Raw genomic sequence first — 13928 nt, 5'->3', positions numbered from 1 at the left:
TACCATGCTCAGGGTAGAGCTACCGGCGCTTATTGATCGCCTGAACCCGATCACCCGCCAAGGACTCGAACAAGCCGCAGTGCTGTGCGCACAGCAACAGGCGCCAGAAGTTGCTGCCGCGCATTTGCTGCAAGCGCTGCTGGACCAGCCGCTGTGCGATGTACGCTGTTTGTGCGAGCATTTCGAGATCGATACTGCGGCGCTGCGTGCAACGCTTGCCGAAGAAACGCGCCCGCCACGCGATCTGGAGATCATCACGCCCAGCTTTTCACCGCTGCTGGTGGAGCTATTACAAGACGCCTGGCTGCTCGCCGCTACCGAATATCAGCACCGTGCATTACGCAGTGGCGCCGTGCTAACGGCTTTACTGCATAACGCTGAGCGCTATCTTGGCGCGGGTTCGGTGCGCCTGCTGGCGGATATCAATCGCGAAACGCTGCGCCGCCATTTAGAGCACCTTGCCGCTGAATCGGCGGAGGCTCCCAGTGACCCATCCTCAAACGCAGGGCGTCAGTCTGGCATGGGGTCTGAAAGATTGGGGCCTGGAAGCGAGAAGCCTGGAAACGATAGTGCGCTGGCGCGGTTTGCCACCTCTTTAACCGAACAGGCACGCCAAGGCGAGCTCGACCCCGTGCTGGGGCGCGACCCGGAAATCGACCAGATGCTCGATATTTTGGGGCGTCGGCGCAAGAACAATCCGATTGTGATCGGCGATGCCGGGGTGGGTAAAAGCGCCGTTGTGGAGGGGTTGGCAGCACGCATAGTGGCAGGGCAAGTTCCTGCAGCGCTAAAAGATGTTGAGCTACTGACCCTTGATTTAGGCGCCCTGCAGGCAGGCGCTGCCGTTAAAGGCGAGTTTGAAAAGCGCCTGAAAGCAGTGATTGATGAGGTGAAAAACGCACCGCGCCCTACGCTGCTGTTTATTGATGAAGCGCACACGCTGATTGGTGCCGGTAATCAGGAAGGCGGCGGTGATGCGGCCAACTTACTCAAGCCTGCACTGGCGCGCGGCGAGCTGCGCACCATTGCCGCGACCACGTGGCGTGAATACAAAAAGTACTTTGAAAAAGACCCCGCGCTTTCAAGGCGCTTCCAGCCTATAGCGCTCTCTGAGCCGAGCGTGGAGCAGGCGCTGGTGATTCTGCGCGGCCTGCGTGATGTTTACGAGCGTGCCCATGGGGTGCTGATTGGCGACAGCGGTTTGCGCGCCGCCGCGGCACTGTCGGCACGCTACTTGGCTGGGCGGCAGCTGCCGGACAAAGCGATCGACGTGCTGGATACCGCCTGCACGCGATTAGCGCAGGCGCTAGACACGCCGCCGCGCAGGCTTAGCCATCTACAAAGCGAGCACACCGCCGCATTGCGTGAGCGCGACCAGCTCGAGCGTGAACGACTGTTGGGGCGCGAGCCTGATAGTGAAAACCACCACGTATTAACGGAGCGCCTAGTCAAGCTTGAGCAGGAGCTAGCAAGCCTGGAAGCCGCTTGGCAGGCGCAGCGTGAGTGTGTTGATGCGATTGTTGCGATGCATCGCCAGTTGCTAGACGCCACCAATAGCGATGCGCTGGATCAACTGCCTGAAGGCATTCATCAGGCGCTGGCCGAGCGTGAACAGCAACTGACGCAGCTGCAAGAAACCTTTGCGCTGGTTAATCCTAGCGTTGAAGAAGCACAGATTGCCCAGGTGATCGGCGACTGGACAGGTGTCCCGGTAGAGCGCATGACCAGTGATGAGCTAACGCGGCTTACCGAGCTGCCTACTTATCTAGGGGAGTTAATCCAGGGCCAAAGCAGCGCGGTAGAGCGCATTCACCGGCATCTGCTGACTGCCCGTGCGGATCTACGTCGGCCAGGGCGGCCCTTGGGCGCCTTTTTATTGGTGGGCCCCAGCGGGGTCGGTAAGACTGAAACCGTGGTGCAGATTGCCGATCAGCTGTATGGCGGGCGCCAGTTTCTGACCACTATCAATATGTCCGAATACCAAGAGAAGCATACCGTTTCTCGGCTAATTGGCTCACCGCCTGGCTATGTGGGCTTTGGCGAGGGCGGCCTATTGACCGAGGCGATCCGCCAGCGGCCTTACTCGGTGGTGCTGCTGGACGAAGTTGAAAAAGCGCACCCCGATGTGTTGAACCTTTTCTATCAAGCATTCGATAAAGGTGAGCTGGCCGACGGAGAAGGGCGCTTAATCGACTGTAAAAACGTGCTCTTTTTCATGACCTCGAACCTTGGCTATGAGGCCATTGTCCGCCACGGCGACAACGCTGCTCAGCTTGATGCGGCGCTTTATCCCGTGCTGGCTGAGTTCTTCAAGCCCGCACTGCTCGCCCGTATGGAAGTGGTGCCTTATCTGCCGCTAGACGGCGATACGCTGCGCAATATCGCCAAAGCCAAGCTGCACACGCTGGCAACGCGTATTCGTGAACGCCATCGGCATGCGGATGTAGCGCTGGATGACACCCTGGTGGATGCGATTTGCCAGCGTGCCACCCGCAGTGAAAACGGTGCGCGCATGCTGGAGTCGGTGATTGACGGTGAGCTGCTTCCGCCGTTGTCGCGCGCCTTGCTCGAACGCATGGCACGTCGCGAACAGGTGACCCGCGTTGCGCTGGGTGTCGATGCTGAACTGGGCACCTTTACCGCGGAGGTTGCGTAACTTCATGACGCTGCTAGCCGCAATGCCGGTTGCATTAACCCTAGTAGAGAGTGCTAACGCAGAGGCGTTGCGCGCGCGCGCAGCAACGCTGGTGCGTGATGGTCTGGGCCTGGATGGCGCAGAGTGCCTCTATGTAGAGGGCAGCGGCCGCTGGCTGGGGCGTGACGGCGATGCAGCGCAGTTCGATTGCAGTGATTTTAGCCATCCCTACGCCCACGTTATTCGTAGCGGTAAAGCGCTAACGCTCAGCGTGGGGGACGCACGCACGCGCTTGGACCACCGCGCGTTTCAAACGCAAGTGGCGCGCTTAGCGGCGAATAAATGCCTCCAAGTGCGGCCACTACGGGCAATGGACGGTGATCAAGAGTGGCTGGGTGTGCTGCTGATGGTCGGCGAGCGGGACGCTCTCACCGCGCTTAATGATGAGCCCGGCATGGCCGCTTTTGAAGCATTGCTATGCAGGCTGTGGGCTCGGCTCTCGAGAGAGCAGGGCGAGCGGCATCGTACGCGCGCCCTGCGTGATTCGCTCGCCAAACTTAACGACGGTGCCCGGCGCCAGACGTTGGCAGACCAGCTAGCAGAAGACCTGCTGGGGCAGTCGGTGGCTATGCACACGCTGCGCCGCCAAGTGGTGAGAGCAGCAGAAACTAATCTGGCCGTTTTGCTGCAAGGCGAAACCGGGACGGGTAAAGATCGGGTGGCGCGTGCCCTGCACCAGCTTTCGGCGCGCTCGAAAGGCCCGTTTATGGCGATTAACTGCGCTGCCATTCCCGAAGCGCTGCTGGAGTCTGAGCTGTTCGGTCATTCCAAAGGAGCGTTTTCAGGCGCGGACCAGGCCCAGGAAGGGCTGATTAGCCAAGCCGATGGCGGCACGCTGTTTCTGGATGAAGTGGGTGATATGCCGCTGGCGCTGCAGGCCAAGCTGCTGCGCGTGCTGGAAAGCGGCCGGTATCGCCCTTTGGGGGCGAGCGAAGAACGCTGCGCCGATCTACGCATAGTGTCTGCAACCCATCAGCCGCTACGCGAGCATATCCGCGCGCAGCAGTTTCGCGCCGACCTTTACTACCGGCTCGGCCAGTTCCCGTTGCCCCTGCCCCCGCTTGCCGAACGGCGCGATGATATCGCTCAGTTGGCGCAATCGTTTATCACCGATTTCTGCCAGCGTGAAGAGCGTGTCGAAATGGGCATCACCCCCGCGGCGCTGCGCTTACTGCACGGTCGCGATTACCCTGGCAACGTGCGCGAGTTAAAAAACCTCATCGACTACGCCTGCGCTATGACCGCGCAAGGCACCGATATTGATGCCTATGTGCTGCCAGGAGAGCTTGATAATGACGCGCCCGTACATACGACTTTACCGACCAGTGGGGGTGCGTATGCGTTGCCGGACAGTATTGACGACTTGCGCCAGGCGCTGCGGGACGTCGAGTCCGACATTATTCGTCAGCGGTTGCTGCACTTTGGCGGCAACCGAGCACAAACCGCTGAAAGCCTTGGCTTACCTAAGCGAACGCTGGCGCACAAGTGCCAACTGCTAGAACTGGATACCAAATGAAAATGACCTTACTGACGCGCCAATGGTCATGCAGAGCGCTGCTCATTATAGGCGCTGGCAGTAGCCCAGGGCTGTACGCCGACGCGCACCAAGCAGGGCTAGAGAGCGTGTTGGATAACGCGCAGGCCTGCGCGGAAGAACCCTCGCGTTTAGATCGGCTTAGCTGCTACGACAACGTGTTTAAACCAACGTTGACGGCGACAAACGATTCAAAGCTATCCGACCTGTGGTACGCCATTGAGCGCCAAGAGTCCGAGCGAGATACACAGGCGCTAGGGCTGATGGTGGAACAAGCCGGCGACGATGTGTTGATGAGCGTACCTGCGCTGGGAACCACGCCGCCGCGCCCGGTGATGGTGATGGCCTGTGAGAACGCGATCACTCGCTTCCAACTGCACATGCCTGAACCGGTCAACGAGGCTCGAGTTGATCTTCAGCTTTCGACTAATACGGGCAGTATTCAGCAGCAGTGGCGCGCACGCGACGATGGCCATGTACTTAACGGCGGCCGTGGGCTGCCCGCGATTGAGACGTTGCGACAGTTGCTTAACGCCGATGAGGTCACGCTGACGAGCGATGTTGCCGTGTTGAATGGTTTGCGTTTTGACATCACGGGCTTGCGCCAAGCCATTCAGCCCATGCGCGAAGCGTGCCGCTGGTAAGGGAGCTAACTATGCGTATTACCGCCGTCGCTCATCTTGACCCCCTGTTGGCCCCGCTGGCTAACAATGCAGACGGGCAGCCTGTGGGGGAGTCGCTTGAGGAAACCAGCGACTACCTAGCCCTTGATGCTGAAATGATGAAAGTCGGCTCGCTGCAACATGCAAGTGTCGCGTGGGAAAGCGCTGAAACGCTGGCGATTCGCATGCTGAGCGAGCGCGGCAAAGACCTAAAAGTGCTAGGCCATTTGCTGCACTGCCTACAGCACGATGGCAATGGCGTGCGCTTTGCGCTGTCACTGCGCCTGTTAACGCGTGCTCTGGAGCAGCCCTGGTGGGCGCATGCCTATCCCTTTAATGGCCCGCGGGGCGCCAAGCTGCGCCCGCGGTTGTTTCAGCAGTTTAGCCAGCGCAGCGTAAAGCTCGCCGCCGGGCTGGACTTTCATAATGCGGACGATGAGTTCGAGGCTTGCAATACAGCGCTAACGGAGCTGCAGGCACGCGTAGAGCAATACTCGCTACCCGGGCAAGCGCTGAATGAGTTAAGTCGCCAGCTCACTGCGCAGCGTCCTACGCAGACACCGCCTTCAGCCAATAGCGCTACGCCACCGAGTGAGCGAAGCGAGACCGCGAGCAGCCAAGCAGGGCAGCAAGCGGCACCGACGGCTGAGGCACCCGCGAAAGTGCCGGAGCTGCGCTTAGAAGCGGGTAACGAGCGCTCGAATCGTCAGGCGCTGCTCAAGATGGCGGACTTTTTGACCGAGCAGGCCTCGGGTGAACCGCTTGCTTACCGCCTTCGCCGCTACGCCGTGTGGAGTGCCATACAGGCGCTTCCTTCGGCTAAAGAGGGCGGGCGAACAGAGCTTGCGCCCGTTTCCGCCGACCGCATTGCCGGCTACCGAGAAGCCTTTGCGCGCGGCGGCGACAGCGACTTATGGCAGCGCATTGAAAATAGCCTAGCGGTCAGCCCCTATTGGCTAGAAGGCCATCGGCTGAGCGCTGGGATTGCCAAACAGCTGGGGCATCCGCGCTGCGCTGAGGCGATCCGTGATGAAGCGCAGCGCTTTGTGCAACGCCTGCCTGGCATTGAGGCGCTGACCTTTAATAACGGTGCGGCGTTCGTCGATGATGAGACACAGCGCTGGCTGCATAGCAGCGGAATGCCGGGTAGCGGCGGGGCCAGCAGTGGCGGTAATGATACTTGGCAGGCGGGTTTAGAAGAGGCTCGCGAGGAAATGGAAAGTGGCGATATGGGAGCGGCATTAAAAGTGCTTGATCAAGGCCTTAGCGCCGCCCGGTCGCCTCGTGAAAGCGCCTACTGGCGTTTAGCGAGTGCGGACCTTTTGCATGAAACCGGCCTGGAAAGCCTTGCGCAGCAGCACTACCGCACATTGCATCAAACCATCACCGAACTTGCGATGGAGCAGTGGGAACCATCGCTTGTGTCGCGTCTTCACGCGGCGGTTAAAGAAACGCACTAAACAATATTCATCAGTAACAGGGACGAGGGATAAAGGCTAATGTGGTCAACATTAACATCAAAGCTGAGCCGCTGGGTGCCTGGCTTGTCGCGGGCACAAACAGCGAAAAACCGTGCCAATGCGCATGGTAATAAAGCGAAAGGGCTATTGCGGATCTCAACACTGCTGTGGGCGGTGCTGCTCATCGTATTGCTGGTCGCTATTTGGTGGCTGGGGCCGGGTTGGGAAATACGCGACGTCATGCCGCTTGCTCCGTTAACTAACCGCCTGTTGGCAACGCTGGCCGTCGTCACTCTTATTGCTGTGATCTGGGGTGTCCGCTTAGCGCGCCGGCTGCGCACCCTGGATGAAGAGCGTGAGCACGAAGACGCTCGCCAGCAAGATCCGATTATGTCGCAGGTGGAGCGACAAGAAGCGTCGCTCGACAGCGTGTTGACTGAGATTACGTCGAGCCTAGGCGGTGGCCATAACAGCCGTTATCGCCTGCCTTGGTACCTGGTGATGGGGGTCGAAAATGCGGGCAAAACCAGCCTGATCAATCGCTCCGGCCAAACCTTTGCGCTGACCCACGTGATGAAAGCATCCGGGCAGAGTAGTAAGCAGGGCCAGCTTGGCTTTGACTGGTGGATTGGCGATAAAGCGGTGCTGATTGACCCTGATGGTGAGCTGCTAACGCAAGGCGCTATGGAGGGCGGTGAGCCTCAAGAGCTACAGCGCAGGCTGTGGGATCATTTTGTCGATTGGCTTGAGCGCAATCGTGCCCAGCGGCCGTTAGATGGCGTTGTACTGGTGCTGGATCTAGCCCGTTTAAGCCACGCCCAAGTGGCGGTGCGCAAAGCCTATGCCGCGCTGTTGCGAAGCCGCTTACGTGAATTAATGGAGCGTCACGGCACCCGGCTACCGGTTTACGTCACGTTTAGCAAAATGGACTTGCTGCACGGCTTTGACGACTTTTTCCGCCACTATTCCCGCGCAGCCCGCCGTGCGCCGCTTGGCTTTACCTTTTCAGCGGCTTCGATGGACACGCCCGGAAAATGGGAGTCTGAGTTCGAAGCTGATTATGATGCCATGCTGGCACGCTTGAACCAGCATATGCCAACCATGCTTTCCGAGTGCCGCGACCGCGATGAGCGTGAGTCAGTATTCCGGTTTGTACGTCAGTTAGCGGGGCTGCGCGATGTGCTGTTCGGCTTTCTGGCCGAGGCGCTGTCGAGCGATCGCTTCTCAACGGCGGCGATGGTGCGCGGCACTTATTTTACCTCGGTTTATCAGCAGGGCGTGCCGGAAGACCCGTTTGTTGATGCCGCCGCGCGCCGCTACGGCATGGGCGATACCGTGCAGCCTGCGCACAGGGCCACCCGCAGCGCGCTTTATTTCACCGAAGAGCTGTTTGATAAAGTTATTTATCCCGAGGCAGGCTTAGCAGGCGATAACGCCCGTGTGACTCAGCGTCGACGTCGGGCGCGCAATGTCAGCCTAGCTGCTTGCTTGATTATGGGCGTTGGGCTGGTCGGTGGCTGGGCGCATTTCTATCAAAAGAACAGTGTCTCTCTCGCCGCAGTAGAAGAGCGGGCGGCAACGTTTTTAGCCACTCAGCCTGAGGCTTTCCAAAGCGACGATCCCAGCGGCTATGAGTTTTTAGAACCGCTGGACAGGCTGCGCTATGCGCTGGAAACCTTCTCCGAATACCGTACGCACACGCCTTATCTCGCCGATATGGGGCTTTATCAAGGGCATATCATTGGCGCCCAGGTTGAACGTGCCTATCTGGCGATGCTGGAAAATCAGTTCCTGCCGGCATTAATGATCGGCATCGTAGACGACATGAATCGCTCCGAGGAAGGCAGTAACGCGAAATTAGCGCTACTGCGCGTGCTGCGCATGATGTCAGACGCCAGTGGCCGCCAGCCTGAGCGGGTAGAGCGCTTTATGGCGCAGCGCTGGCAGGGTTACTTTCCTCAGCAGGGCGATGTCCAAGAGCGCCTGTTGACACACCTTGACTACGCGTTGATACATAGCGATCTAAAGGGGCATATTGCTGACGGTCAGCAGCGCGCCCAGCAGGCCATGGCACCGCTTCAAGGCAGCATCGACGCTGCACAGCAAGAGCTTTCTCGTCAGCCGATTGATGAGCGGGTGTATACGTCCTTGAAAGTCGCCGGTAGCCGCCAAGGTGAACCGCTTGACCTGCGTCGTAGCGTCGGCACGCTGTTCAATACGGTATTTATGGCGCGCAATGACCAGGCTGAGTACGTGCAGCTGCCTCACTTGGTGACCCGCGACGGCTTCGAGAACTACTTTCTACAAGAGCTTGATCGAGCCACAGAGCTTGCGCTAATCGACGTGTGGGTGTTGGGCCAGCGCGATAACATCAACTTTAGCGAAGCCGATAAACAGCAGCTGCAAACGGCGCTGCGCGAATACTACGTGAGTGACTATCACGTTAGCTGGCGCGATGCCTTGCGCAATACGCAGCTGGTGCCTTTGCCGGACATTCATCAGGCCATCGTGGTGGCGGATGCGCTGGTGGGCTCACAGCGCCCATTAGACAGGTTGTTGAACGCCGTTGAACGTAATACCAGCCTCTATCCTGAGCTGCCCGAGGATGACGAACAGGCCCGCGCAGCGCTGCGCGAATCTCAGCGATACCAGCTAGCGCTGGCTATTGAGCAGCCCTTTACGCCGATTAACCAGCTCAGCCAGGCGCGTAATGACAATCCCTCGTCGCTTGAGGAAATTAAGGTAGCGGTCACTGAGCTGCGCAACTACTTGCAGGAAATTGAAGAGTCGAGCGATGCAGAGCGTGCAGCCTTTATGAATGTGCGTGATCGGCTTTCGCTGCGCGGTAACGACCCCATTTACAATTTACAGCGCATTGCCGAAAACACGCCGCAGCCGGTAGGCCGAATGCTGCATGATTTGGCTGATCAGAGCTGGCAGCTAATGATGGTGAGTGCCACGCGTCATTTAGAACACCTTTGGCTGGATGAAGTGGTCGCGCCTTATCAAGAGCGCCTAGCCGGCCGCTACCCGCTTGCCCCCGGCGCCACCAGTGAAGTAGCGCTTAGCGACTTTGAAGACTTCTTTGCCCCCAGCGGCACCTTAGATGCCTTCTATGAAGAAAGCTTAAAGCCCTTTATTGAGGGCGCGCCCGAGTACTTAGTTGATGCTGACGGTAATTCGCTACTGCGCGATAGCCTGCACACCGCCGTTCAACAGGCCGAGCAAATTCGGCGCGCCTACTTTAGCCGCGACGGCGCGCTGGATGTGGAGTTCGCCCTAGAGCCGGTGAGCTTAAGTCCAGACAAGCGGCGCAGTGTAATCAGCGTGGACGGCCAGCTGATCGAATACGCCCACAGCGCCAGTCAGCGTGTTTCGATGATTTGGCCCAATACTTTACGCGGTGGCAATGAAAGCCGCGTCACCATGGTGCCTAGTGAAATCAACCGCTCTCCACGCAGCGTGACTCAAGACGGCGCCTGGGCTTGGTTCCGGCTGTTAGAGCAAGCTGATATCACCAGTGTCAGCGAGCGGGAGCTGGAACTGCGCTTCAACGTCGATGGCGGCTCGATGCGTTATCGCCTGTTTGCTAACGGCTCGGCCAACCCCTTTACGCGCCCCCTAGCGGCGGGCTTCCAGTTGCCAGCGGCGCTCTACGCCGAGCGAGGCAGCAATGCTGACCAAACTTAAGCAACTGTTTAGCGCCGGCACGTCTCAGCCTACGACGCGCCATAAGCGTCAGAGCAGCGTGAAGCGCGCCCGCCCGCTAGAGGAGGCGCGCAGTGAAGACATCGACAGTTTTATCGAAGCGGTCTACCACGCGGATGCCAAAGGGCACTCACCGTGGGTGCTAAAAGATAAAAGCGTGCTGGAAACGCTGCGTCGGGCGCTGGAATTTACCGTTCACCGAGGCCTTTGGCTACAGCGCGACGAAGGTAAGGTCGCGCATTGGCAGGGCCGACTGCTGGCACTACGCCATGGTGACGGGCCGCCGCTAGGCATGGTGCTGGCCTGTCGCCCTGACGATGAGGCTGCCTGGCAGCTGCGCTTTTTCTACATCAGCCAAGAGTGGAAAGGCAGCGGCCATGGCACCCGCTTACTCATGGCCGTGCGCCGCAGCCTCAGCGGTGTACCGCTGCAGACACGCCTGCCGCTGGTGTGCCACTCGGCCATCGATAGCCTGGAAGCCGCCGGCTTTACTCGCCAATACGTTGATGCCTTTGAGGTCGCCAGCTACGAAGCGCCCGCAAAGTGGGACGAATAAGCGGGATGAGTAAGCCGCACGAATAAGCAGTCATGTAATAAGGAGCACCCGCAATGGGCCAGCAATTTGTATTAGTGGGCGATATGGGAACCGGCCACGACGGTTTTCCTGCTACGCCGGTAACCGCCGGTAGCGGCACGGTGCTAATGGACGGTAAGCCCGTCGCTCGCGTAGGCGACCCGCTCGCGCCACACGACAAGCCCAGCCACTCCACGCATCCGCGCGCCATTGCACAGGGCTCGGGCACTATTTTAATCGACGGCAAACCCGCTGCGTTAACGGGCCACGGCGTGGACTGTGGTGGCGTGGTCATCGGGTCTGGTTCAGGAGAGGGAAGTTGAGATGACAAGCACAGGACTGCAATTTACGTTAACACTCCCCGGTGTGGACGAGGTGGCGGTGATCGACTTCACCCACCGCGAAGCGCTTTCCCAACCCTTTGAACTGGCGCTGAATCTGGCTAGCCGCGATGGCAGCCTAGACGCCGCTGATCTTCTGGACCGCGAAGCCACCCTGACTATTTGGCAGGATGGCGAACCGCTGCGCCGCGTGCACGGCATCATCGCTGAATTTGGCCGAGGTGATCGCGGCCACCGGCGCACCTTTTATTCGCTAGTACTGCGCCCCGCCCTTTGGCGGCTTTCGCTACGCCAGAACTCGCGAATTTTCCAGAAGGCCGACCCGCTCACTATCATCAATACTCTGTGCGATGAGCGCGGTATCACCGATGTGGCCTTTGCGGTTAATCGCACCCTTCCTGAGCGCGAGTACTGCGTTCAATACCGCGAGACGGATCTCGCCTTTATCGAGCGCCTCGCCGCCGAAGAAGGCCTATTCTACTTCCATGAATTTGAAGACACCGATGGCGGCGCTCACCGGCTGATCTTTGCCGACGATCCGCAAGTACTCACGAGCCTCGGCGAACGCACTTATCACAGCCGGGCGGGGGGCACGGCTCCCAGCCGCCATGTACGTAAGCTGAGTCAAAAGGCTCGCGTCGCTGCGGCCTCCGCCACGCTGAAAGACTACAGCTTCAAGAATCCAGCTTATGCCCATCTACACGAGCACTTAGGGCGCGATATTGAAGCTCACGGTCAGCAGTCTGACTACGAACATTTTGATTACCCCGGCCGCTATAAACAGGACGCCTCCGGTGAACCTTTTACCCGCATTCGCCTGGAGCAGCTGCGCCGTGAGGCCATTACCGCCAGTGCCGAAAGTGATCTACCCGAGCTTGCCCCCGGCCTGCGCTTTACACTCACTGATCACGATACTGACAGCCTCAACCGTGATTGGCAGGCAATCAGCGTTATTCACCACGGCGAGCAGCCTCAGGCGCTGGAAGAAGACAGCATCAGCAGCAGCGAATCAGGAGGTATGACCCGCTACTTTAACTACGTCACGTTGACGCCAGGCGACGCTCCCTGGCGGGCCACTCCCAATCCCAAGCCCCGCGTGGATGGCCCTCAAGTAGCCTTCGTGGTCGGCCCCGAAGGCGAAGAGATTCACTGCGACGAGCATGGCCGGGTTAAGGTGCAGTTCCCATGGGACCGCTACGCGGAACCCAACGACACGGCGAGCTGCTGGGTGCGCGTTGCCCAAGGCTGGGCGGGCGGCGGCTACGGTAGTATCGCCATCCCGCGTATTGGCCACGAAGTGATTGTTTCTTTCCTGGAAGGCGACCCCGATCAGCCGCTGGTCACCGGGCGCACCTACCACGCGGTGAATACCGCGCCTTACCCGCTGCCAGAGCACAAAACCCGCACGGTCATCCGTACCCAGAGCCACAAAGCCGAAGGCTTCAACGAACTGCGCTTTGAAGACGAAGCGGGCGAAGAGCAGATCTGGCTCCACGCCCAAAAGGATCTGGAGCTTCTAACGCTTAACGACCGCACCGAAGAAATTCAAAACGACAGCCACCTTAAGGTGCACAACGACCGCATCAGCGAGATCGACAATGACGATCATCACACGGTGCATAACAACCGCCACACGAAGGTAGACGGTAACGACCACCTGATGATCGACGGCACTCGCCACGAGAAAGTTGGCCAATCACATTTGCTGGAAGCTGGGCAGGAAGTCCATCACAAGGCAGGCATGAAAGTTGTGATTGAAGCCGGTGCTGAAATCACTCTAAAAGCGGGCGGCAGCTTTCTCAAAATCGACCCCAGTGGCGTCACCATCGTCGGCCCGCAGGTCAAGATCAACTCGGGGGGAAGCCCTGGTTCGGGGAGCGGGCAGGCTGCGCAGGGGCCGCAGCTGCCGATGGATGCTGTGGCCGAGAGCCACCGATCGGTTGCGCCCATTAATCGCCCAGCTCAGCTTAAAACCTTGCTCAAAGCGCCTGCACGTTGTGAGATTTGTGAAGATTCGAGTCAGGGAAAACGCTAGATGGATCGCCCCCAGGCAATAACGCATGCATTATTGGATGGCGTGCGTTATCCCAATGCCCTCAAACGCTTGTATGGCCGCGATGACATTGAGGGTATCGAGCCCCTCTACCTGATGACCCGTTGGTCATCGTTAGCCGAGCAGGGACCAATACTGGTGCGCCTTAAAAGCAGTCGTTTAGCAGATGAAGCTTGCGCTAACGACGACAGCAAATTGTATCGTTCGCTTTCGTTACTGAGCAGCCAGGCAAGCACCAGCGAGTTGAGTAAGCATCTTGGACAGTTTGTGACTTTTAAGGGGGAAGGGGAGCAAGAGCAGCTACTGCGTTTTGCTGACCCACTTGTCACCAGGCATTGGCTGGTCAGCTACGGAAGTGCTCTACCGGCAGAGATGATGGGGCCCATCGACACGTGGTGGGTGGCCGATTGGGCGCCTAACTGGGCAGAACCTCGACCGTTGGCGTGGCAAATATTCCGCTCTCATCTCAGTCAAGCATCAACAACGGCGGAACCGGCAAATTCTTTTCCGCCGATGGGTAGCGCTCAGTTAGCGGCTCTTGATGCAGTAGACCGCTGGCAGCTCAAGGAGCGCCTAACGGATTACTTTAGCGAGCACATGGCCGAAGCATGGCAGCGGCTTCCTGTTGAGGGGCGCGGTATATGGCTTGAAGAGCGCTTAGATGATGCCATCGCGTGGGGTGCCAATACGGAACGCCAGCTTGCTATTTGGGCTAGCCTGAGCCTGCGCTGGGGCGAGCACTTTATGACCGCTAGCGACGGTTTATATGCTCGTTGGGTGGTGCAAACGGCCGAGAAAAAACCGCTTTCAAGGCAAGAGCAACTTTATGCATTAGACGCGTGGAGTCGAACTCAAGAGACTATGCCTAATGACTACGCCAGATGACATCGCCCAAGCATCA

Annotated in this window: 9 protein-coding genes; all 9 read left to right on the top strand. The window is 58.9% G+C overall.

Features of this window, described 5'->3' with window-relative positions:
* The first annotated feature begins 4 nt into the window (after positions 1–4).
* Genes tssH through ACT3TR_RS05395 form a run of 9 tightly spaced genes read left to right on the top strand, consistent with a single transcriptional unit; the run spans position 5 to position 13912 of the window.
* Positions 5–2656: a type VI secretion system ATPase TssH gene (gene tssH / locus ACT3TR_RS05435; RefSeq protein WP_444625039.1), complete on the top strand. Its 2652-nt coding sequence runs from the start codon at positions 5–7 to the stop codon at positions 2654–2656.
* Between the two features lie 4 nt (positions 2657–2660).
* Positions 2661–4211 carry a sigma-54 interaction domain-containing protein gene (locus ACT3TR_RS05430; RefSeq protein WP_444625040.1) on the top strand — a complete coding sequence of 517 codons (1551 nt, stop codon included), beginning with the start codon at positions 2661–2663 and terminating at the stop codon, positions 4209–4211.
* On the top strand, positions 4208–4873 hold the full coding sequence (vasI, locus tag ACT3TR_RS05425; RefSeq protein WP_444625041.1) for a type VI secretion system-associated protein VasI: 666 nt from the start codon (positions 4208–4210) through the stop codon (positions 4871–4873). Before ACT3TR_RS05430 ends, vasI begins: the two co-directional genes overlap by 4 nt.
* Positions 4874–4884: 11 nt before the next feature.
* Positions 4885–6351, top strand: coding sequence for a type VI secretion system protein TssA (tssA, locus tag ACT3TR_RS05420; RefSeq protein ID WP_441686825.1), 1467 nt, complete (start codon positions 4885–4887; stop codon positions 6349–6351).
* Positions 6352–6390: 39 nt separating this feature from the next.
* Positions 6391–10041 carry a type VI secretion system membrane subunit TssM gene (tssM, locus tag ACT3TR_RS05415; RefSeq protein WP_444625042.1) on the top strand — a complete coding sequence of 1217 codons (3651 nt, stop codon included), beginning with the start codon at positions 6391–6393 and terminating at the stop codon, positions 10039–10041.
* Positions 10025–10615 carry a GNAT family N-acetyltransferase gene (locus ACT3TR_RS05410; protein ID WP_235040353.1) on the top strand — a complete coding sequence of 197 codons (591 nt, stop codon included), beginning with the start codon at positions 10025–10027 and terminating at the stop codon, positions 10613–10615. Before tssM ends, ACT3TR_RS05410 begins: the two co-directional genes overlap by 17 nt.
* 53 nt (positions 10616–10668) lie before the next feature.
* On the top strand, positions 10669–10956 hold the full coding sequence (locus ACT3TR_RS05405; RefSeq protein WP_444625043.1) for a type VI secretion system PAAR protein: 288 nt from the start codon (positions 10669–10671) through the stop codon (positions 10954–10956).
* Between the two features lies 1 nt (position 10957).
* A complete protein-coding gene (locus ACT3TR_RS05400) occupies positions 10958–13009 on the top strand; it encodes a type VI secretion system Vgr family protein (RefSeq protein WP_444625044.1) in 2052 nt (683 codons plus the stop codon).
* Positions 13010–13912 (top strand): DUF4123 domain-containing protein, encoded by a 903-nt coding sequence (locus tag ACT3TR_RS05395; protein ID WP_444625045.1) that lies wholly within the window; start codon positions 13010–13012, stop codon positions 13910–13912.
* Positions 13913–13928 lie beyond the last annotated feature (16 nt).

Source organism: Halomonas sp. AOP12-B1-6 (assembly GCF_052379225.1).
In the GTDB taxonomy this organism is placed as follows: domain Bacteria; phylum Pseudomonadota; class Gammaproteobacteria; order Pseudomonadales; family Halomonadaceae; genus Vreelandella; species Vreelandella casei.
The sequence above is the reverse complement of the archived record's forward strand: the minus strand, read 5'-3'. Positions and strand labels throughout refer to the sequence as shown.